The sequence below is a fragment of the Halobacillus sp. A1 genome (assembly GCF_024189295.1).
Lineage (GTDB): Bacteria > Bacillota > Bacilli > Bacillales > Halobacillaceae > Halobacillus_A.
In genome coordinates, this window is sequence record NZ_JAIZEN010000015.1 from 18,154 (window position 1) to 40,172 (window position 22,019).

General features: G+C 36.2%; 24 protein-coding genes. 20 read left to right on the forward strand and 4 right to left on the reverse strand.

What is annotated here, in order from left to right; genetic code table 11:
- Complete coding sequence (locus tag LF817_RS14725; RefSeq protein ID WP_253936568.1) at positions 1-714, reverse strand: CPBP family intramembrane glutamic endopeptidase; 714 nt, start codon at positions 712-714, stop codon at positions 1-3.
- A gap of 257 nt (positions 715-971) precedes the next feature.
- Between LF817_RS14725 and groES the strand changes: the two genes are divergently transcribed.
- The 4 genes from groES to LF817_RS14745 all read left to right on the forward strand — a co-directional run bounded on the left by groES (position 972) and on the right by LF817_RS14745 (position 6,980).
- Entirely contained in the window at positions 972-1,256 is a 285-nt protein-coding gene (groES, locus tag LF817_RS14730; RefSeq protein WP_253936569.1) for a co-chaperone GroES, read from the forward strand.
- Between the two features lie 59 nt (positions 1,257-1,315).
- Entirely contained in the window at positions 1,316-2,950 is a 1,635-nt protein-coding gene (groL, locus tag LF817_RS14735; protein ID WP_253936570.1) for a chaperonin GroEL, read from the forward strand.
- 287 nt (positions 2,951-3,237) lie between these two features.
- Positions 3,238-5,307 carry an ATP-dependent nuclease gene (locus LF817_RS14740; RefSeq protein ID WP_253936571.1) on the forward strand — a complete coding sequence of 690 codons (2,070 nt, stop codon included), beginning with the start codon at positions 3,238-3,240 and terminating at the stop codon, positions 5,305-5,307.
- Entirely contained in the window at positions 5,289-6,980 is a 1,692-nt protein-coding gene (locus LF817_RS14745) for a UvrD-helicase domain-containing protein (protein ID WP_253936572.1), read from the forward strand. The genes LF817_RS14740 and LF817_RS14745 overlap by 19 nt, the downstream gene beginning before the upstream one ends.
- A 115-nt stretch (positions 6,981-7,095) precedes the next feature.
- Here LF817_RS14745 and LF817_RS14750 read toward each other — a convergent pair whose 3' ends face one another.
- Together LF817_RS14750 and LF817_RS14755 are read right to left on the reverse strand one after the other, a co-directional pair.
- On the reverse strand, positions 7,096-8,268 hold the full coding sequence (locus tag LF817_RS14750) for a tyrosine-type recombinase/integrase (RefSeq protein WP_253936573.1): 1,173 nt from the start codon (positions 8,266-8,268) through the stop codon (positions 7,096-7,098).
- Positions 8,269-8,295: 27 nt separating this feature from the next.
- Entirely contained in the window at positions 8,296-8,787 is a 492-nt protein-coding gene (locus LF817_RS14755; RefSeq protein WP_253936574.1) for an ImmA/IrrE family metallo-endopeptidase, read from the reverse strand.
- Between the two features lie 531 nt (positions 8,788-9,318).
- Between LF817_RS14755 and LF817_RS14760 the strand changes: the two genes are divergently transcribed.
- Genes LF817_RS14760 through LF817_RS14790 form a run of 7 tightly spaced genes read left to right on the forward strand, consistent with a single transcriptional unit; the run spans position 9,319 to position 16,210 of the window.
- Positions 9,319-10,044, forward strand: coding sequence for a GntR family transcriptional regulator (locus tag LF817_RS14760; protein ID WP_253936575.1), 726 nt, complete (start codon positions 9,319-9,321; stop codon positions 10,042-10,044).
- Positions 10,045-10,097: 53 nt separating this feature from the next.
- Positions 10,098-10,802: a QueT transporter family protein gene (locus LF817_RS14765; protein WP_253936576.1), complete on the forward strand. Its 705-nt coding sequence runs from the start codon at positions 10,098-10,100 to the stop codon at positions 10,800-10,802.
- Between the two features lie 33 nt (positions 10,803-10,835).
- Positions 10,836-12,623 carry an ABC transporter ATP-binding protein gene (locus LF817_RS14770; RefSeq protein WP_253936577.1) on the forward strand — a complete coding sequence of 596 codons (1,788 nt, stop codon included), beginning with the start codon at positions 10,836-10,838 and terminating at the stop codon, positions 12,621-12,623.
- Positions 12,623-13,423 (forward strand): energy-coupling factor transporter transmembrane component T family protein, encoded by an 801-nt coding sequence (locus LF817_RS14775; protein WP_253936578.1) that lies wholly within the window; start codon positions 12,623-12,625, stop codon positions 13,421-13,423. The genes LF817_RS14770 and LF817_RS14775 overlap by 1 nt, the downstream gene beginning before the upstream one ends.
- A gap of 18 nt (positions 13,424-13,441) precedes the next feature.
- Positions 13,442-14,548, forward strand: a complete 1,107-nt coding sequence (locus LF817_RS14780; RefSeq protein WP_253936579.1) for an SIS domain-containing protein — start codon at positions 13,442-13,444, stop codon at positions 14,546-14,548.
- Entirely contained in the window at positions 14,549-15,439 is an 891-nt protein-coding gene (locus LF817_RS14785; RefSeq protein ID WP_253936580.1) for a carbohydrate kinase family protein, read from the forward strand.
- The gene (locus tag LF817_RS14790) at positions 15,440-16,210 is read left to right on the forward strand and encodes a BtpA/SgcQ family protein (RefSeq protein ID WP_253936581.1); all 771 of its coding nucleotides are present in this window, start codon (positions 15,440-15,442) and stop codon (positions 16,208-16,210) included. It abuts the gene before it with no gap.
- Positions 16,211-16,430: 220 nt separating this feature from the next.
- Here the strand turns inward: LF817_RS14790 and LF817_RS14795 are convergent, their stop codons facing one another.
- Positions 16,431-16,832, reverse strand: coding sequence for a helix-turn-helix domain-containing protein (locus LF817_RS14795; protein WP_253936582.1), 402 nt, complete (start codon positions 16,830-16,832; stop codon positions 16,431-16,433).
- Between the two features lie 169 nt (positions 16,833-17,001).
- On the opposite strand from LF817_RS14795, the gene LF817_RS14800 reads away from it, so the two are divergent.
- The 9 genes from LF817_RS14800 (at position 17,002) to LF817_RS14840 (ending at position 22,010) form a co-directional block, all read left to right on the forward strand.
- Complete coding sequence (locus LF817_RS14800; protein ID WP_253936583.1) at positions 17,002-17,223, forward strand: helix-turn-helix transcriptional regulator; 222 nt, start codon at positions 17,002-17,004, stop codon at positions 17,221-17,223.
- A 37-nt stretch (positions 17,224-17,260) separates the two neighbouring features.
- Positions 17,261-17,584, forward strand: a complete 324-nt coding sequence (locus LF817_RS14805; RefSeq protein WP_253936584.1) for a DNA-binding protein — start codon at positions 17,261-17,263, stop codon at positions 17,582-17,584.
- Positions 17,585-17,654: 70 nt separating this feature from the next.
- Complete coding sequence (locus tag LF817_RS14810) at positions 17,655-18,173, forward strand: helix-turn-helix domain-containing protein (RefSeq protein ID WP_253936585.1); 519 nt, start codon at positions 17,655-17,657, stop codon at positions 18,171-18,173.
- Positions 18,174-18,211: 38 nt separating this feature from the next.
- Positions 18,212-19,234 carry a DnaD domain-containing protein gene (locus LF817_RS14815; protein ID WP_253936586.1) on the forward strand — a complete coding sequence of 341 codons (1,023 nt, stop codon included), beginning with the start codon at positions 18,212-18,214 and terminating at the stop codon, positions 19,232-19,234.
- Between the two features lie 17 nt (positions 19,235-19,251).
- The gene (locus LF817_RS14820; protein WP_253936587.1) at positions 19,252-19,488 is read left to right on the forward strand and encodes a hypothetical protein; all 237 of its coding nucleotides are present in this window, start codon (positions 19,252-19,254) and stop codon (positions 19,486-19,488) included.
- Positions 19,489-19,910: 422 nt separating this feature from the next.
- Positions 19,911-20,348 carry a hypothetical protein gene (locus LF817_RS14825; protein WP_253936588.1) on the forward strand — a complete coding sequence of 146 codons (438 nt, stop codon included), beginning with the start codon at positions 19,911-19,913 and terminating at the stop codon, positions 20,346-20,348.
- A 66-nt stretch (positions 20,349-20,414) separates the two neighbouring features.
- Positions 20,415-20,606, forward strand: a complete 192-nt coding sequence (locus LF817_RS14830; RefSeq protein WP_253936589.1) for a hypothetical protein — start codon at positions 20,415-20,417, stop codon at positions 20,604-20,606.
- 15 nt (positions 20,607-20,621) lie between these two features.
- The gene (locus LF817_RS14835; protein ID WP_041601178.1) at positions 20,622-20,885 is read left to right on the forward strand and encodes a hypothetical protein; all 264 of its coding nucleotides are present in this window, start codon (positions 20,622-20,624) and stop codon (positions 20,883-20,885) included.
- A gap of 15 nt (positions 20,886-20,900) precedes the next feature.
- Positions 20,901-22,010 (forward strand): hypothetical protein, encoded by a 1,110-nt coding sequence (locus LF817_RS14840; RefSeq protein ID WP_253936590.1) that lies wholly within the window; start codon positions 20,901-20,903, stop codon positions 22,008-22,010.
- The last annotated feature ends 9 nt before the right edge of the window (positions 22,011-22,019 follow it).

Here is a 22,019-nt window from a genome sequence, read left to right on the forward strand (position 1 = left end):
TTATAAGAACCCTCCAGTTACGATCGACTGCAACTGCTCCTGCATCCGGCGGATATCCTCTTCGGAATAGAAAAACTGCGACAGCACAACAAACGAGTTCATCGCCATATGAGCGACAATCGGAGTAATGATGCTTTTCGTTTTCACATAAAGAAAAGCGAACACGACACCCATAGAGAAATAGACGAGCATATGCGTAAAGTCGAAGTGGAACGCACCGAATACGAGTGACGAGACGAGCACGGCCAGTAAGAAGTTGAACCTTTTATACATCTGTCCGAAAATGACTTTACGGAAAATGATCTCCTCCGTTATAGGTGCAAACACAACGGGTAAAAGAATGAACAGGGGAGATTCCCGTGCGATGTTCATGAGCTGCATCGTGTTTTCAGATCCTGTCGGTATCCCGAAAACATTCGTTTCAATTAAAGCTGCAATCCCTTGCGCGAACAGAGCAAGAAATACACCGGCAATGGACCAGAGAACGATTTTCCCGGAACTGGATCTATCCTCCCGTGTTTGAGCTTCCATCATCTCCGGTTTAAGCAGACGTAAAATGATGATCGTCGCAATCGTAAAGCTCAGCACGGACCAGATCGTGATCGCATCCGTCTCACCGAACCCAAGCAACCCATATAAAACAGGCACACCAACAAGCGCTGAAAGCTGAGTGGCCACGTACGTAATAATAATGTACCAATATCGTTTAGGCATGTGAATGACTCCTTTATTATAAAAAAACGGATGTAACTATACGATATGTATTTTATCACAATTTAAAAGCAACCAATAAGAATAAGGGTTTCGCCTTTTGAGAATTTTGTCAGAAAAAGTTGTGAAAAAATTGATAGTTTCTACTTGAAAATCGATAGTGAATTGCTTATGATAAGAATTGTGTTAGCACTCACTATGTGAGAGTGCTAATAAACGACAAATATCGAATATTGACCTGACTAAGGAGGGTGTCCTAATTGTTAAAGCCATTAGGTGATCGTATTGTTATTGAATTAGTAGAAGAAGAACAAACTACTGCAAGCGGAATCGTACTTCCGGACTCTGCAAAAGAAAAGCCTCAAGAAGGTAAAGTCGTAGCAGTCGGTACGGGCCGCGTATTGGACAATGGAGAGAGAGCAGCACTGGAAGTAAGCCAGGGCGACCACGTCATTTATTCCAAGTTCGCGGGTACAGAAGTCAAGTTCGAAGGAAATGAATACTTAATCATTCGCGAGAGTGATATTCTAGCCGTCGTGCAGTAACACGCAGAACCACTAATCTTTTGAATCGATACGAATTTTGATAAGGAGGGCATTTTTTCATGGCTAAAGAAATTAAATTCAGTGAAGACGCACGCCGCGCAATGCTTCGCGGAGTAGATACATTGGCAGATGCCGTTAAAGTAACATTAGGACCAAAAGGACGTAACGTCGTTTTGGATAAAAAATTCGGTTCCCCGCTGATTACAAATGACGGGGTAACGATCGCTAAAGAAATCGAACTTCAGGATCACTTCGAAAACATGGGAGCTCAGCTCGTATCTGAAGTAGCTTCTAAAACAAACGACGTAGCAGGTGACGGTACAACAACCGCAACAGTACTAGCGCAGGCTATGATCCGTGAAGGCCTGAAAAACGTAACATCCGGCGCGAACCCAGTAGGCATCCGCCGCGGAATTGAAAAAGCGACAGCTCTTGCTACAGACGAGCTGCGCAAAATCTCAAAGCCGATCGAAGGCCGCGAGTCGATCTCCCAGGTAGCTTCCATCTCAGCTTCAGATAATGAAGTAGGACAGCTGATCGCTGAAGCAATGGAGCGCGTAGGAAACGACGGAGTTATTACAATTGAAGAATCTAAAGGATTCAACACAGAACTAGAAGTGGTAGAAGGTATGCAATTCGACCGCGGATACGCTTCTCCATACATGGTTACTGACCAGGATAAAATGGAAGCGGTTCTTGAAGATCCTTACATCTTAATTACAGATAAGAAAATCAACAACATCCAGGAAGTTCTTCCAGTGCTTGAGCAGGTTGTACAACAGTCCAAGCCACTTCTATTGATCTCTGAAGACGTAGAAGGCGAAGCACTGGCAACCATCGTTGTGAACAAACTTCGCGGAACATTCAACGCTGTATCCGTTAAAGCACCAGGCTTCGGCGACCGCCGTAAAGCCATGCTTGAAGATATCGCAGCACTTACTGGAGGTCAAGTCATTACAGAAGATCTAGGACTGGATCTGAAGAACACAACACTTGATCAACTAGGACGCGCTTCCAAAGCCGTCATCACTAAAGAAAACACAACCATCGTTGAAGGTGCCGGAAACCCTGAGCAAATCGCATCCCGCGTATCTCAAATCCGTGCCCAAGCAGAAGAATCTACTTCTGAATTCGATAAAGAAAAACTACAAGAACGTCTGGCTAAACTATCAGGCGGCGTAGCGGTGATCAAAGTAGGAGCCGCAACAGAAACAGAACTTAAAGAACGTAAACTGCGCATTGAAGATGCCCTGAACTCTACAAGAGCAGCTGTAGAAGAAGGCATCGTAGCCGGAGGCGGAACCGCCCTCGTCAACATCATCAACGCAGTAGAAAGCCTAGGCCTGCAAGACGACGAAGCAACAGGCGCAAGCATCGTACTACGTGCCCTTGAAGAGCCTGTACGCCAAATCGTACACAATGCTGGACTAGAAGGATCCATCATTGTAGAACGCCTTAAAGGCGAAAAAGTCGGCATCGGCTTCAACGCCGCAACTGGCGAATGGGTCAACATGGTCGAGCAAGGTATCGTCGACCCAACGAAGGTAACACGTTCTGCACTTCAAAACGCAGCATCTGTTGCCGCTATGTTCCTGACTACTGAAGCGGTAGTTGCAGACCTTCCTGAAGAAGAAGGTTCTGGCGGCGGTATGCCAGACATGGGCGGTATGGGTGGTATGGGCGGCATGATGTAAGCTGTCCTCAAACCCTTTGCTACACAAGGATTTGAAACCCTATAAATGAATATTGACTGGATTTTGACTGGGTTTCTTCAAAATTGGTTTGAAAAAGCCTCCCATCAGTTCATTGAACTGATGGGAGGCTTTTCTTTATAAATGTGAAGTATTCATTCAATATATTATCGAGAACTATAGTTCCTATGCTAAAATTTTTGGACATACATGTTGAATAACGTGGAAATATATGCTAAAAGTTAGGATGGATAGAAATGAACATCTATAAAATGAAATAGAGGGATAATATGTATATACATGACTTAACAATAAATAACTATCGATCTTTTGAAAGTGACACTACCATTACTTTTAATAGTGGAACTAATGTAATTATTGGTCAGAATAATGCTGGTAAAACAACAGTAATTAAAGCGTTAGAACTTCTATTTAACCCAAAAAAAAATAAAAGGTTAACGATTGATGATTTCAATAAAAATATTCCCATTTCCTCTCTTCAACAGTCACCTCCAAGTATTACTATTTCCGCAACTATAAAAGAGTCTCCAAATGAATATGAGTACTCTGATGATTTAGTAACAGTCTCTACATGGCTAACTAAATTAGGTACACCATACGAAGCAAAAATAACGTATGAATTTTTTCTTCCAGAAAAAGAATGGGAAGAATATTTTACTGCTTTAAAAAAATTAGAGCTTAAAAGCAACCATGATTTGTGGAATGAAATAGAAAATAATTTCCTGAGAAAATATATACATAAGATTTACATAGGTGATCCTGAATTTAAAAACTCGGTAGAGACAGAAACTATTAATAAATTTGATTTTCAATTCTTGACTGCTATACGTGATGTAGAGCGGGACTTATTTACAGGCCGGAATGCATTATTGAAGGAAGTAATAGATTTTTTTATGGATTATGAAATTAAAGTAGATGATTCCTTAGAAAGGGATGAAAAGAATGCTCAAATTCGAGATAGGAAAAGAGATTTTTCTCGTGAAGCAGATAAACTAATCCAATCCTTACAAAAAAGAATGGATAGCGGAAAAGATCAAATGTTGAGGTATGTACAAAATACAGGGGCGTCTATGGGTGAAATGCAGCCAAAATTTGAAGGAACAATCCTAGATACTGAATTATATTCAGCATTAAAGTTAATTGTTGAGAGCGAGACGGGGATGAAATTACCTGCAGTTAATAATGGTCTTGGTTACAACAACTTAATATACATTTCGCTATTATTAGCAAAAATGCAGAAGGATTCTTCAGGAGAATATTTAGGTTCGAACTCAAAAGTATATTCAATTTTAGCTATTGAGGAGCCAGAAGCGCATTTACATCCGAGTATGCAGTACAAGTTCTTGAAATTTTTAAAACAAAATCGTGAAACTGAGGTAAGACAAGTATTTATTACTTCTCATTCTTCAAATATAACAGCTGCAGTGGATATAGATGACATAATAGTTTTGTATAATGATGATGACGAAATGAAAGTATCTTATCCTGGCAGAGTATTTGATGAGGGTAGTTTAGAAGATATTAAATCAAAAAGATATATACAAAGATTTTTGGATGTTACAAAAGCTGATCTTTTTTTCGCACAAAATGTAATTTTAGTTGAGGGATTGGCAGAACAACTTTTAATTCCTGAGTTCGCTATTGGTCTAGGCGAAGACTTAATTGACACACATACATCGGTTATTAATATTGGCGGTAGGTACTTTGACCACTTCCTGAAATTATTCGACACAAACCGTAGTGATTATGCACTAAAGAAAAGAGTGGCTTGTATAACCGATTTGGATCCCGTAAGAAAAAATATTAAAGAAGAAAATGGCACTTGGAAGTCCTGCCTCCCACTTTTTTTAGAAAATGATACAAAGAAATATAGTTATAGGGCGTTTTCGAATAAGATATTACACAATAAAGAAACAATTGAATCAGAAAACAATCAAATTCGTATATTTTCTCAAGAAAAATGTGAGAGTAGTACATTCGAATATGACGTTATTCTCCAAAATATAACCAATCGTAACTTGATTATAGATTCAATGTCGAATAAACCTGAGCTAGAAAAGTTAATGGAATTGTACGAGAAAGATAATCCTACTGAGAAATTAATTGAAAATATCAGGAAAGGTAATTTTAAAGATGAATTATCTTCTTGTTTGCCTAATATGAAATACGACCCCTCTTGGATAAAGAAGCATATCATAGCAGGTAGATATTTGAAATCTATCAATAAAGGAGAAGCAGCTCAAGAATTAGCATATGTGATTTCAAATGATTTGGAAAAGGATAACGTTACTTGTCCAAAATATATTAAAGAGGCGATTCTATGGATAAAAAAAGTGTAATACTTAGCAGTAGTGAAGAACCAATAGAAATTGATGAACATTTTAAATTACGTGCTGGTCCTGGCGCTGGTAAGACTAGGTTTTTGGTAAACCATATCTATAGAATATTAAACTACTCTGAAAGATTAAATAAATCAAGAAAAATAGCATGTATTACCTATACTAATAATGGGGCGGAAACTATTGTTAGTCGTCTTAAAGAAGTTTCAGAAAATGTGGAAGTAAGTACCATTCATAGTTTTTTATATAAACATATTGTAAAGCCGTATTTATGGGTTCTAGAAGGTTCTGAATTTTCGAGTGAAAAATTAAATGGTCATGAAGAAATTAAACCAGGCTACACACTTCTAAATGAATATAAACAGAAAAGTAAGCAACAATGGATAAAAGATAACCTTGCTTTAGCTAGTGCACTTTCTAAACTAAGATGGGGTATTAACGAAGAGGGAGATATTGAACTGAATTTCTTAAAACCTTATCACGGTAAGGTAGAGAATAGAAATATTAGAAAAAGTTCATATATGATTTATAAAGAAATTTGTTGGAATAATGGACTAATGAGTCACGATGATGTTTTATATTTTAGTTATAAAATTCTGTTGCAAAATGTTTCTGCTAGAGAAATAATTCGTGCCAAGTTTCCTTACCTTTTAATGGATGAGTTTCAAGATACAAATCCTGTTCAAGTAGAAGTAGCAAAGTTGATAGGCAAAAAGGAAACAGTTGTAGGAGCAATAGGTGATCCTGCCCAATCAATTTTTTCTTTCCAAGGTGCAGATTATGGTACATTTAATAGATTTATATTAGATGATATGTCTTCCTATGTATTGGAAAATAACCACAGAAGTACTGACCAAATAATAAAGATTCTTAATCACGTAAGAAATGAAATTAACTTTGTCCAGAGAAGCCCTGATAATAAAGTTGGAGATCACCCGGTTATTATAGTAGGTGACCCCTTTACGGCACTTGAAATGTTTAAGAAAAAGTTTGGATCTGAAGAATGGGCTGTTCTAGGGTTTCAAAATAATGTTACAAATAGCATAAAACATGGATTTACAAATTTCGTTTCAGAGGACTTTGATCTATTTTATAAAGATAACCAAAGAGGGAGGAGAATATATCATATTATAAACGCTTTAGAATATGGGTATCAGATGCAGCTTAAAGAAGCTATAAAGTTTATGAAAAAAGCCTTTTCTAAAGTGGATAATTACTCGGATAAGGACGCTTTGTTCGATTTGAAAAATTTTCTGAATAAATATGATGACTTCTATACTATAACTCTTAAAGAATTCTATAATAGATATATTTTTAATACTCATGGAGTTAAACAAAAAATAACATCTGGTAATATTAGTGAATTTTATGAAGGTATAACATACGATAAGTTTGCAGCAACAATTAGTATCAGTGATGACAGAAGCCAGTTTAAAACTATACATAAAGCAAAAGGGGAAGAGTATAACAACGTATTCATTGTTATACCAGATAATAATGAAGAAAAGGGAATTGAATTTTTATTAGATCCCGATATGAATAAAGAAAAAAACAGAGTTTATTATGTAGCCCTTAGTAGAGCGAAGGAAAATCTTTACATTAATGTTTCGAGTCTAAGTCAGGAAAAAATAAATCTACTAAAACATCTAGGATTTGATATAAGGGTATTATAAAGTGGGAATGTTAAAGTGATGGTTGTTGGCTGAAGTAAATAAAACTCGGATATACAATATGTTTAACAGGTTTACTTGTATATCCGAATTTTATTTATCGAGCTTTTAATAGTTTCTAATCTAATGCACCTTTCATAAGTTCACTGAACTTTTCTGAGGCTTTCTGTTCCATGTTTTTTGTAATATGAGCATAGATGTTCATAGTTGTATTTATATCTCCATGACCCAATCTTTGCTGAATTTCCTTTGTCCCTACACCTGCCTCAATTAAAAGAGAGGTATGAGTGTGCCTAAAGGAATGTGGTGTAACATTCTTCTCGATTCCACTAAGCTTTAAAAGACGTCTCATACGGTTTTCAACAGTTTTTATAAAATCAGGATAACCCGGATTATTAATTTTTTTTGCAAATACAAATCCAAAATCATTGTACAGATCTCCCAGAGCTATTTTAATTTCTTTTTGGTAAGTTAAATGCTTCTTAAACTCATTCATTACTTGCTTGTCCATTTTTAACGTCCGTATGGATCCTTTTGTTTTAGGAGTGAGCAGCTGATAATTCTTCGTATTATTATTCGGGTTGTAATAGGTTTTTGTAATGCGGATAGTGTTATTATTGAAGTTCACATCGGGCCATTTAAGTGCCAGCATTTCTCCTACACGCAAGCCACTATAAGCAAGGGTGAGAAACATAATGAAATCCCTATCTAATCCCTTTTCCTTAGCTGTTTTTAAAAAAGCTATCAGCTCATTCTTCTCTAAAAACTTTATTATCTCATCATTCTGCTCGATTTCCTCCACCGTTTCAATTTTCTTTGGAATTTTTGCAAATTCACTTGGGTTTGCTTTAATAAGGTTATATTCTAACGCCTTCTTAAATAACATTCGGCCAGTAGTATGGATCCCATCCATGGTATTATGAGCGTATCCTTTTTCGTGTAGATCCTCAAGAAATGCTTGATAATTTTTTCTTGTGATATCACATAACTTCATTTTTGAAAAATATCTTCTGAAGTGCTTCAATTCTTTAGTACGCCCACGATGCGAACTAACCTTAGAATTGTGAGCATAGAAATTAAGCCATTCATCGGCAAATTCGTTAAGAGTAATATTGTTTTCTTCAACAAAGAATCCTTCTCTTAACTCCCTTTCTAATTCCTCTGCTTCAACTCTTGCGTCTGCTTTTCTTGTGAAACCACCCTTAGACTTTGTTCTTCTTGTTCCGGTGACTGGATCTAACCATTCTACTTGATAGGACCACTTGTTACCTCTTTTTCTTAGATATGCCATAGTATTACCTCCTATCTAAACTGTAAGTTATAAAATGGTTTTGATTGGTACAATAGGACGTCGCTTTATTTTTTCGAGTCGTGCCTGGCATACATCTAAAGGAATATTAAAATCTCGTGACCATACATTAATGATTTCAGGGTCACTCAACGTATACTCTTTAATCATGTGATAGGGGAGCGAGGCGTAAAGAGTGAAGTGCCTTGCATCTCTTTCTTGAAGATCATAAAAATCCTTAGGCATTATTAACTGTCGGCCAGCATGTCTCAATGCGTGGCAAAGCTCATGGAAGAATTGCTCTCTTTGGTGGATCCGGGGAAGGCGGCTATCTAAGACAATTTCCCGAAACTTCCCTACTTTCATATAACTAGCTTGAGTTGGTCTGCATTTGACTAAAATTTGATTCTCCATTCCAATATTATGAACACTTAAATCTGTCGGTTTTGTAAAATTGTGAATTTTATACCACTTAGTTATAAGATCTTCAAGAGTCGTGGTTGTGTAGTAAGGAAATCCCAAACTAATCACCTTCCTTACAAGTATTATACGAACAAATGTTCTGTATCTCAACATATTTTTACAAACATTGTTTTTTAGGTGAAGAATTGGAATAAGTAATTAAAAAGCCTGCCTATTCAATGACGGGTTTTCGATCAGATGTAAGAAGTATTCAGGAGAAGGTTTAAATTTAAGCAATAGGATTGTTATCTCGGAACAGAGTCTTAAAGTCTACCAGCTAATAGAAGCTAATAAGTAAGGGTGAAAAAGGTTATTTAGACTTCGTGCAATAAAAATATCAGTTTCTTTTTGTTGTTGACCATCACAAAGACAATTACTCGGAGTGGGGAAACTTTCAACTCCTTCCTGCTGAGCAAAGATTAGTAAGCTAAGAAATAATTCCTTTGTGTTAGTACCTGACTAATTCAATATAAAAAACTTTTTACTTTGCACAGAATAAGTTTTAGTAACATAAAAAAATATTCTAAATATTGAAATATTTCAAAAAGTATAATATTATAAAGTTATAAACTTTCTAAGAGGTGACGCAAAATGATTTCTAGATCTAATCAAATTCCACTTTACATTCAAGTTTTAAATCATCTGGAGGATGAAATTAAAAGTGGAAAATGGGAGGTGGGGACTCAACTACCAACACAGAAGGAGTTAGCAGATAAGTATAATGTAAGCTTAATTACTGTGAGACAAGCTTTAACAGAACTGAACCAGATGGGTTACATTGACAACATAAGAGGAAAAGGTACATTTATTAAAAAAAATAAGGAAACAATTGGGTTTGTACAATTTAAGAGTTTTACAGAAGAAATGGAGTTAGAAGGACGCTCTGTCTCTACAAAGGTAATATCTATTTTTGAAGATAATGCAAATCAAGTAGATTCAGATGTACTAAAAGTAAACGAAGGAGAGACGATTCTCCGCATTAAAAGGATCAGGTATATTGACGGAGTTGAATCAGTTTTTACAACAACTACTGTTTCAATGGATCTTGGACAACAATTAAGAAATTTTGATTTAAATGGATCATTGTATAGCGTTCTCAAAGCTAAGTTAAACCTAAATATTTATAAGGCATCCGAGGCAATAGAGATTGATTTTCCTAATCTAGAAGCTCAAGAAAGGTTAAGTATAAGCGAAGGCATGCCAGTTTTTAAGGTGACAAGAACTAGTTTTAGTAACAATATAACGCCAATCGAATACACGACTTCCGTATTTAAAGGAGACACAACTAGATTCTTTATTGAACTATTTAACAAGTAGTTCAATTTGTACATAAATGTAAGTGCTTACATTATGAAAGGGAGGGCTTTTATATGGCGGTTTTCACTGTATTAAATATTGTTGGAGGCATTACTTTTGCAGCTGTCTTGATTCTCTTCATCTTGGCATTTAAATATGACATAACCAAAGGACGGTTAAAAAAGCATCATATTATATGGGGCTCAACAGCTTTAACAGTAGTGGCAATTGCTGCTGCATTAAATGCAGGGGCAGCTATCTTAACTGGACCAATACGTTTTGGTTGGATTAGCTTTAGACCGGGTGCTGCTATTACACCTGTACTAGGAATTGTCTTCGGAATTCCTGGAGCATTTGGTGCAGCTTTAGGTAATTTAATATCCGATATATTTAAAGGGTTTGTAACTCCGGCAAGTTTAGGTGGCGTGCTTGGAAACTTTTTGTTTGCATACATTCCTTACAAAATTATGAAGGACTTTACATTAAAAACATTTAGGAGTTGGTCTCAATTTGTAGTGGGAGTGGTTGGAGGTGCCTTATTAGGAATGCTAGTTATGCCTTTCGTTATTTCCATTACAGGGACTCTTCCTACAGAGGTAGCATGGACAACAGAGCCAACTGCATTATTAATGAACAGAATTGTAGCGGTTTTAATTCTTGGACCAATATTCCTTAAATTACTTTATCCGATAGTGAAAAGACAGAACCTAGATTGGCAGTCCTTCCAAGGGAAAAAGAAAATAAATAAGCTACCTGATAAAGAAAACATAGGGATGTAACCATTAATGCACCTACAGAAGGAGGGGATTAAGATGAATCAGCAAGCTGCAAAATTAAAGATAGATTATAACCATGCGAAGGAGGTAGAAAATTCGGAAACTAGGGTAATAGCTAATAATCAATCCTTTAAATATAAAGATAGTGACAAGCTAGCTTTAAAGAATTTAAATTATGAGTTTTGTAGTGGAGAATTAATAGGTATTATTGGAGCTGCGGAAGCTGGAAAAACGACGCTAGGTCTCTCTATTAAAGCAATAGTGCCCCATAAGTTAGATGGGGCCTGGGGGGGGTCACTTGACGTTTGTGGTAAAGATATCTTAAAAAGTGATGTTAGTACGATTTCCAGGCTAGTATCTATGACTTTTCAAGATCCAGAATCACAAATTATAGGCTCCTCTGTGGAAGAAGATTTAGTTTTTGGCCCTGAAAATTATAATATTCCTCCACAAGTAATTAGAGAAAAGATAAAGTGGGCAATGGATGCTGTTGGGCTATCGAAAGAATTCTTAAAGAAACATCCCCATCGTCTCTCAGGTGGGGAAAAACAAAGACTAGCTATAGCTTCAGCTATTATTTGTGACCCCGAAGTTATAATACTTGATGAACCAACAGCAGAAATTGATCCAGTTGGAAAGTACGAAGTAATTAAAATAGTTGAAAAATTAAAGAAAAGCTCAACGAAAACAATTCTATTAATTGAACAAGACTTAGAACATTTAGTTCGGTTTGCGGATAAATTACTCGTATTAAATAAAGGAGAACTAATTGCCTTTAATCATACAAGAGAAGTATTAAAAGATACAGATAAGCTGTTGGATATGCATATTAACGTTCCAGAAGTAGTAGTTCTATGGAATGAACTAAACAAACTAGGGCTAGATATTCCTATATTTGTAACAGTAGAAGAAGCAATCTCCGTCTTAAGAAATTACTTCTCGAAAAACAAGGGAGAGTTAGTGGTTAAAAGTTCTGCTGAAATTACTCCTATGATTGAAACTGAAGAGATAATTAAAGTGGAACAAATGTCCTTTTCCTATGATTCTAGTAATCAAATTCTACATGATATAAACCTCTCCATTAGAAAAGGTGAATTCGTAGCTGTCTTAGGAAAGAATGGAACAGGAAAGACAACATTAGTAAAGCATTTTAACGGCTTGTTAAAACCAACTAAAGGCAAAGTGTTTGTCAACGGAATGCCAACGAATAAAAAAACGGTAGCTCAATTATCAAGAAATGTAGGTTATGTGTTTCAAAACCCTAATCATCAGATTTTTGAGGATTCGGTAGAGAAAGAGATTATGTTTGGACCGAAAAATTTAGGTTGGACAGAGGAACAAATTGAACAGAAAACACAATTTGCCTTAAACCTCTGCGGACTGGAAAAAGTAAAAGATCAACATCCAACTATGTTAAATCGAGCACAAAAGCAACTACTCATAATAGCATCAGTTATTGCTATGGATGTAGATGTCTTAATAGTAGATGAGCCAACAACTGGCTTAGATTTTAGTAATTCTCAACTAGTTGGGCAGGTTTTGACTAACATACAGAAACAAGGAAAAACAGTGGTTTTAATCACACATGATATGAATTTCATGGCCAAATATGCAGAGAGAACGATTGTAGTCAACAACGGGAAAGTAGAAGTAGACGATATGACTCGTAAAGTGTTTACGAACATTGAAAGGTTAGAAAAGGCACATTTATACCCACCTCAGGTTACGCAAGTTGCCGCACAGTTAGAAGAGTTTGGCTTTACTGAACCAGTGTTAACTGTAAGAGAATTTGTGAATCACTTGTCATGGAAGGGGAGTAGTTGATGAATACAATCGGGAACTACATATCAAAAGACTCAACAATCCATCACTTACATCCTCTGACAAAAAATTTATTGTTTTTCACCATATTTATCATTTGTTTACTTAACAACCATCCGCTTGTTCTATTCTTCATTTTTTTAGGAATCATCAGCATAGGTTACGCCGCATTACTTCCCGTGCGTAAAGCATTAGTTACTTTGAGCGGGATTGCTCTAGTCATCATCATCTTTTCGTTAATAGTCTGGCCATTTACTTTAAGAGAAGGGCAAGTAGTTGGGAATTTAGGAGGTTTTGACGTATACAGTAATGGTATTTGGCTGGGGGTTTCCATGTCTCTTCGATTTAGCTCTATTGTATTAATGTCTATCTTTTGGTTTATGTTTACTAGTCTTTCAGAAATAACAAGAGGGTTTGTATCCATGAAAGTACCTTATAAAATTGCTTTTACCTTCACGATGGCATTTAGACTTGTACCGATGGCCATCTCAGATATTACCACAATCGCAAACGCACAGAAATCAAGAGGATTGGAGTTAGAAAAAGGTTCTGTATATCAACGTTTGAAGAAAAATGTAGCGATCCTCATACCGCTATCTTCCAGATTAGTAGGTATGTTACAGCCTATGTCAATCGCATTAGAATCACGAGGGTTTGGATCATCCAAAATGAGATCATACTACTCTGACACACAATTGACGAGGAAAGATTATATCATGCTTATTAGCCTTTGTTTATTACTAATAGTGTCCATTTATTTACGTATCAGTGGTTTAGGGTTAATTACTAGAAGTGTACTATAAAAAAGGAGATGTGAAATTATGACTTATTTAGATATGGAAAGGGAAATTAAGAAGCAAGTAAACTTAATGGAGAATTTGAAAAAGCTAGAAACGAAGGTAATGGAAATTGGACAATATTTGAAAGAAAATAAGCAAAATGAGAAAGTCTTTATCATAGGGTGCGGCGATTCCTATTTTGCAGGGCTAGCTGTACTTCCATTTTTAAAAAAGATTTGTGGTCATACGTTTGAAGTAACAACGGCATATCAATTTTCAAACTATTTTTCACAACAACTAAAGAATACCACCCTAGTTGGTATATCTATGTCTGGTAACGTTGCTAGAACAATAGAAGCTGTATATCGCACAAAAGAATTAGGTAATACAGTGCTTGGGATAACCAATAATGTGGAGGGGAAATTATTTGGTGAAGCAGATTATAATTTATTTTTAAATATTGAAGAAGAACCAGGATGGACCCCAAGTACGTTAACATTTTTAAGTACATTAAGTTCTCTTTACTTACTAGGAATAGAGCTTTCAGATTGTAGTGATAAAGAGAAATCTTTTTACAAAGATAAATTATATAAGCATCTTAACTATATCTCTGAGAAATATGAAAATATGGAAGAGATCTCTTACAAGATTGCTGAAAACATGCACACTAATTATGCAAAAGCACCGGTGTATTTTATAGGTGGTGGGCCTAACTACGGGATTGCAAAGTATGGTGCAGCAAAGTTTTTAGAAGTATGTCATGAAACGGCTATTGGGCAAGAAACTGAAGAATTAGCTCACCAGGAATTTTGGATCCTTAATAAAAACAATCCTGTATTTTTACTCGCCCCTAAAGGGACGGGGGCGTATCGTTCCTTTGAAGTAGGAAGCTGTTTAAGAGAGTTTGGGAACGATGTGGTCACCATCACAAATGATAACCAATTTGAAGAAGTATCTAAGTTTACTGTGGAAATTCCAGAAGAAACGGATGAATTATTTTCACCTTTAATAACTGCACTTCCTGTTCAATTAATCGCCTACTATTACTCACAATTAAAAGGATTAGATCCCAACAGAAGATCACACGTAGACCCATTTCGTAAGAAAATAAGTAGACAGCTCACAAGACATAGTGAGGTCAGAATATAAATGCGTCTTTGTGTAGCAGGACACTTAAATATAGATACTGTCGTCAATAATAACTTGGAATCTAGTGAGCTAGCAGGAGGGTCAGCTCTTTACGTTGCTACCTCTGCTAGTGTTTTTAATGATGCTGTTTCCATAAATGCAAAGCTATGTGAAGATTACCCGATGGAATATCTTGAGTTAATAGGTGTTAAATGTAATATTGAAAAGATAAAAGGGAATCAAAGACGTAGCAAGATGTTTTACAAGGATAATACAAGAAATACACTAAGCCATGGAGAGATAGAATGGTACGAGAAGACGATAGAGCAAGCCCCCAATTCCCATTTGTCTAACAATGGTAGTAGCTTAATTCATTTGAGCCCAACTATACCAGAAATACAAAAAAAGCTCGCTATTCAGGCAAAAGACAAAGGAATGATAGTGTCAATGGACACCTCTGAATTTTTTGCTGAAAAATATAAGGAGGAATTGTTAAGTTTACTACCATATATTGATATCTTTTTGCCCTCCGATGTTGAATTAGAACTACTACTTAAAAAGAAATTATACACTACAAAGGATATATTGTTAGAGGTTAGAAAACTCAATGTGCCGAAAGTCATCGTAAAACTTGGAGAAAAAGGAAGTCTTGCAGTTCAAACAGATGAAGAAGAAAATTTCTTTATAAAAGCGAACCCCATAAAAGTTATAGATCCTACAGGTGCTGGTGATAGCTATAACGGTGCATTCATTGCAAATCTTCTGGAAGGAAAATCAACCATAGAAGCATGTAAAATAGCTACAGTTGTTGCAGGAATGTGTATACAAGGGGTGGGGGTTTCCAAATTGCTCAACGTTTCTTTACAAGAAATCTACAAACTATCCAACAATATAAAAGGGGAGAGGATTTAGGTGCACCAGTTTAAGATAATTCCAATGATTCACTTACCACCTCTACCAGGAAGCTACCAAAACACCGGGAATTCAGTCGAAGAGATCTCTAAGGTAGCACTAGAAGAAGCACAAACTTTTGAAAGATATGGAGTTACAAGTGTCATGATACAAAATAGTAGTGACATACCATATAGTGTAACTACTAAGATCGAAACAATTGCCTCTCTCTCTGTAATCGGAAAAAGTATTAAGGATAATACGAATTTAGAGGTTGGAGTAAATATTTCAAGGAATGACTCGAACGGTTCAATAGCGGTTGCAAAAGCAATCAACGGCAGCTTCGTCAGAATTAAATATCTTACTGGAGCATTTGTAACTGCAGAAGGTATTTTAGAAGGAGACCCAGCTACAGTACTAGATTATCGAACAAAACTTCATGGGAATGATATAAAAATATGGGCTGACATTTATAAAGACAATAACCCACAGTCTATGATTAGTTTAACCATTGAAGAACAAGCAAAGAATTCTATAAACTTTGGAAAAGCAGAAGGATTAATAATTACCGGCAAAACCGACGTAGAGACTATTGAGATGTTAAAAAGGGTAAGGAGAGTCACAGCTTTACCACTTATAGTAGGCGGAGGTGTTAACGCTAGCAACATTACTAGCATCGTAGAATACGCAGATGGTGCAATCATTGGCTCATATTTTAGAAGGAACAATTCTAACCTGGAGATTAGTCCACTAGATGAAAGAAAGATCCAGGAACTGGTTGAGATGGTGTGATAAGTTAAGGGGAAAGGCCCAACACCCCAGTTCAATTCTGTTTTCATAAGTAAGTCTGTTCTCAAGTAATCCGGAAACGGTGTGTTTTTTCTGGGTAAAGAATATGGGGAGATGTGTGAAAAAATTGTAAAACTAAATCTTACAAAAAAAGCAGGTAACTTTAACAGAAAGGTTGCCTGCTTTTTATTTGTGTATTTACAATATTTTAGAATGGCGTATTCTATTCTTTCTTCTTATCTTCTAGCTCCTTGGATTTCCTAAGCAAGTATTGAAAGTAACTTTCCAATTCACGAATTTGCTCTGGCCCCATTGCTTTCCATTTTTCCAAATCGAAGAAAGCAGCGTCTTCTATTCCGTACTTATCCATGAGCTTATTTATTTCTTCAGTTGTGTCGTATTCATTTTCTTCTGGTTCTATTGCATTACTATCAGTTCTACCTAATAAATAATCGACGCTTACATCTAACGCATTAGCAAGACTAATAAGCATCTCATTTGATGGTGTACTATAACCATTCTCGTAGTTGCTGACTGTACTCTTTGTAGTTTTAATCTTATTTGCTAACTCGCTCTGAGTAAGCCCTTTTGTTTTTCTGGAATATTTAAGTCTTTGTGAGAGCATTTTTAGGATCCTTTCACTTTTTCATGTACAAGATTATTGTACCATCTTTCTGCTTATTTATAGATAATTTTAACCAATGTACAAGAAACTTGTTTTTAATTGTTGACATACAAGAAACTTGTACATATACTTTAAGTACAAGTTATTCATACTAAGGGGGGTGAAAAAAATGAAGAATAAACGATTAAAAGAGGCAAGAATTCAAGCTAACATGAGTCAAACTCAACTTTCGGAATGCTTAGGATATAAAGGGAAACAAAGTGTGGCTAACTGGGAAAATGGATACTCAACACCAACACTTAAAGTGGCTATTTGCTTAGCAGAGGTTTTGGGGAAAGATGTCCATTTTTTGTTTGGTCACAAAGTACAAGATACTCATACAACAGTTTAGAGATATGAAACTCCATTCAAAGAAGGGATTGATTTAAGTGTTTGAAGCAAAATTACAACCCGAGGCTGATTTTAATAATAAAGTATACGATATCTTTTATGATATTGCCAAAAAGGTACAAGAAGATGTACAAAAAGAGACTGAGTTGCCTTATTTGTTAGATCGAACCAAGTTAGCTGAATGTGTTTTTAATGTTAGTGTTCAATCATTAGATGCTCATATTTTGAGACGTGAAGACTTTCCTAAAGTGCATGTAGGAGGACGTACGCTTTATCCTAAAGATCTTGTATTTAGCTGGATTAGAGATCACGTTGAAGTAACCGATAATGTTGCCCCTAAAAGAAAGTTTGGAGTGGTTTAATTCTATGAATCTATCATAAATTATTATAGGTGGATTGTTGGTACAAACAAGCGAAAAAGAGGTGTGGCTCATGAGAAATAGTAAGTCTTCGCAACTCATGAAGAGAACAAGGAAAAATAAGAATATAACCCAGCAACAATTGGCAATAGACATGTTTCAATCCAGGGAGTATATCTCAAAGCAAGAAGGAGGAGAGCGAAAGCTCCCCCCTGTATCCACTAAATATTTTATTGAAAAATATAATAATCCTTGGTTAGCACTTGAAGCTGTTAATGAATATATTGGCTGGGGACTTACGCCTTTAGATGGTCCCTCAGCTAAAAACGATAAATATTTCTTGCAAATAGAATTAGAGAAAGAATTAAAGGAAGCTATTAAAAACATTTCTCAGCTGAAACTGACAAACGATTTATATAGTATTCACTCTATGGAAATTCAAGACGTCCATAAGTCCGCTGATGCAATAGTTAGGGTCGTGCATTTTTCAACGCTTTATTTAGCGACTTTATGTGAAGCCTACAATATCAGTTGGTTGAAAGTATGGGAAGATCATCATGCCAATTTAAAATCAAAAGGTTATCTAATCTAATTTATAGTAGATTTTTGCATAAAGAAAGAGGTGATAAGATGCAAGGCTGGATAAAGCTTCATCGTAAAATCCTTCATAGTGAAATTTTTGAAAATGAAAAAATGTTAAAGATTTTTATCTATTGCCTAACGAAATCAAGTCATAAAAATACTGAATCTAGAGTGGGTAGGCAGAAGGTTCAACTTGAACCAGGACAATTTATATTTGGGCGTAAAAAGGCTGCATCTGAATTGAACATGAAAGAATCAACGGTTCGTGATTACTTAAAAATATTAGAGGAAGATGAGGTAATTACGATTCATTCCACCAACAAATATAGTGTCATAACCGTTGATAACTGGGCAGATTATCAATCTAACGATGAAGAAAACGACAACAAACCATCAGCAGATAATCAGCAAAAGAACAACACCCCGCCATCAGAAAGACAGCAAAAAGACACATACAAGAATGGTAGAGAACTTAAAGAAGTTAAGAATGTAAAAGAATTTATTACTACAACTACTTCTGAACGAATGGAATGCGAGGCCATTGAATTTTATCAAAACAACTTTGGTTCTATACGTCCTCAAATCTCAGAAGAAATAACGACCTGGAGCGAGGATCTTGGAGATCCATTGGTGGTGGAAGCTATGAAGCGCTCCTTGGATCGTAATAAACCAACATGGGGATACGTGAAGAGTATCCTTAAGGCTTGGAGAAATAAAGGAATTGAAACAATAGAACAAGCAGAAGCTGAGGAGGTTGAATATAAAAATAAAAAGAGTAACAACGGCACATTCTCTAAAAGGGTGTCCAATCAGGAAGTGATTCCGGAATGGTTTAAAAGCCGTAAAGATCAAGAAAAACAGGGTGCAAACAAGGAACCTAGCGTCGATGATATTGCGCGAACCATTGACTTATCGGTTAGGTTAAATAGATCGAGAGAGAAGATTCTGGAATCTATCGACTATCAGTATAATCTTTCTGAAGAAGATATTGCTTCTATTCGAGAAGGGAAATGTTCAGCTATCGATGTTTTATTAGAACACTTGAAGCTTAGAGTGGTTGGGAATCCATAAACTGAGGAGGTAGTACTATGGTGAAACTATATAAAGAGCACTTTGCTTATTATGATATTGCTTCACAAGCTGCCAATGTTAAAACCTTTGAAGGAAAAAGGTATGATGTGCACGGTATTTGGGCGGTAGATCGTCATGGAACTGCTGAAAAGCTTGCCAGTATCTATTATCGAATTCGAACTGTAAAGAATGACCGATTTAAAACCATTGCAAAACGCAAAAACCCTAAGAGTGAGCTCATGGCCGTTAAGTAAATGTAACGATTTTAATACGTGCTTAAATAATAGCACTTATTGAACATTGAAAACTACATATCTAAGTTAGGAAAAGAAAGGTCACAGAACTTTCCTGGCTGTCGATAATCGTTCGGTGCGTGTCACGTGAAACGCATCTAGTGACCAGGTAAGCGATGTATCAATAATGGTTCTTCTGTTTGAAGTGAGGATATTGCCAATGAAACTTTTAATAGTAAAACCTAGATGCATAAAGTTCTACGTATATGCTAGAAACGTTGTGCATTGCAGAACACTATGATTAACATAGTGGGTCTGCATAGGGTTGATTGTATCTAGCCATAAACAATCATATAGAGAATGGTTTCCTTTCCAAGATGTGGATTTATATTTGAGTAGGTGTTAGAATCGTTATACAAATCACTTGAGAGGGGAATCATCTGATGAAAAGACATTGGATTGGTGGTTTGGCTGGACTAGTTATTGCCTTTATCCTTGTAGGTTGCGGAGCTCAGGGAGCCACAGGTCAAGTCGAGTCTTTATCACCAGACGAAATGAGAAGTCATATTGAAGAAAATGATACAGCCTTTATATTGCTTAATAATACGGAGGACAAGGAAGATCGAACAGAAAATATTGAATTAGTTGAAGAAAAGATTAGTTCAATTGATGTGAAAGAAATAAACGCTAAGTCTTCAGCGATGCTAGATAATAATTTAAAGCCAGACGACTTAGGATTAAAGGACATCCAGTTTGGGACTTTGGGCATTTATGAGGATGGAAAATTAAAAGACTATGTTTCCTTAAGAAGTGTTGATTTTCCTTCAGAAGATAGTAAGGAAAAAACTTTGCAAGAATTTATTGACAATAACGCATCATAACGGAAGTGATCTTTAATAGATCGCTTCTTTTTTTATGCCAAAAAACCTTTAAAGGAGGTGATAACAATGGGAGCGACAAATCGTGAGCTAAAACAATCGAAGGACTTGGTTCAAACCCTATTAACCATTCAAGATCTATCCTACAATGATTGGCTGCATGAAAAACACCAAGAGTATATTCAAGAGAATCAGGATGTTGTTATGAAATCTTTGCTGCATTACAAAGGAATGAATGAAGAGAAAAACGAAAAATTTTAAAGGAGTGTATTGATCATGAAATTTCTAACTGATTATTCCATGCTATCTGCCATTAGTAATCTTCAATCTACAGGTGCTTCAATACTGACAGCCATGCAATTACTCGGTATTATTTCTGCAGCCATTGCTTTTGGAATTGGAGCTTATCACCTTATTTGGGGAGGTGTTCGAGGTCGTCAGAGTTCTATTGTTTGGTTTATTGGCGGTGCCATCGGACTTGTGATTTTGATGGGAGCTACAGCTATTGCCCAATACATTGATAGCCAGGTAGTCTTTTAAAGGAGAGATATACGAATGCGAGTATTATTCACTTCGAAGTTAGAGGGAGAGATTACTAGTTTTCACCCTTATTCTTTTGAAGAAGTCGTAGAAATGACAGACGATCTTGATAAGAAATGGAAGAAAAAGAATGCGCAACCGATACATCTCGATTTTATGCTCTCAAATGAAGAGGGAGATAAACTGTATACTGGCACTTATGTTGTGGGGGAAGAAGATACCACAAACATTTACGACCATATCTGTCAGAAGCTTGTGCAGCTTTCCATGAGAAATCATCAACATGAAACGGAAAGGGATATTCTCCTCCAACAATTAACATCCCATACACCGACAAATTATCAAATGGATGTTACGGAATTAGTGAAAAAGAATACCGAGAAATCCTCTACATGGAACTTAACCAGTAAACATGGAAAGGTTCTTGCTATTTCTTTGGTAAGTTTGCTTGTCCTAGCCATTACGATTTCAATTGCGTTAGCCGTAATGGTAAATGGCCATGCAAAATCATTAAATCATGCGAATCAAGAATTGACAGAGGTAAGAACAATGAAAGAAGCATACGAAACAGCGTTGAGGGGGGATCAGGATGCAGCTGTGAACCATTTGAAAGATAAAGAAGAGCTGAGTGACTCTGAACAAAAAGCGTTGGTTCATATTCTCGTTGTAGAAAAAAATTATAAAGAAGCTCTCAAGTATGCAGACAAGAAAACAGCTTCATTCCTAGCTAGTCAAGTGATGGACATCCACGGAATGGATGAGACCAAGGAATTTCAAGAATCTCACCCAAGTCCAGTCGGCGCTTTTGAGGTAGCTTTCCATACGGAGGAGTATGAAAAAGCGATTACCGTAGAGAAGCTGCCTATGTCAACTGAACTTTATAAGGAAAAAGGGCTGGCCTACCTGAGACTGGATCAACTAGAAGAAGCAAAGAAAATGGCTAGTGAGGCTAAAAATGATGATTTGAATGAAAAAATCAATGAATATGAAGAGTTGGAAGAACAAATGAAGAAGTTGAACGGTCAAATAGAAACAGAGAAACAATCGGATAATGAAGATCAAGATAAAATCGATGCTTTAGAAGGAGAAAAAGACGAGTTCAAAACCCAACAAAATAATATATAGGAGGTCGAT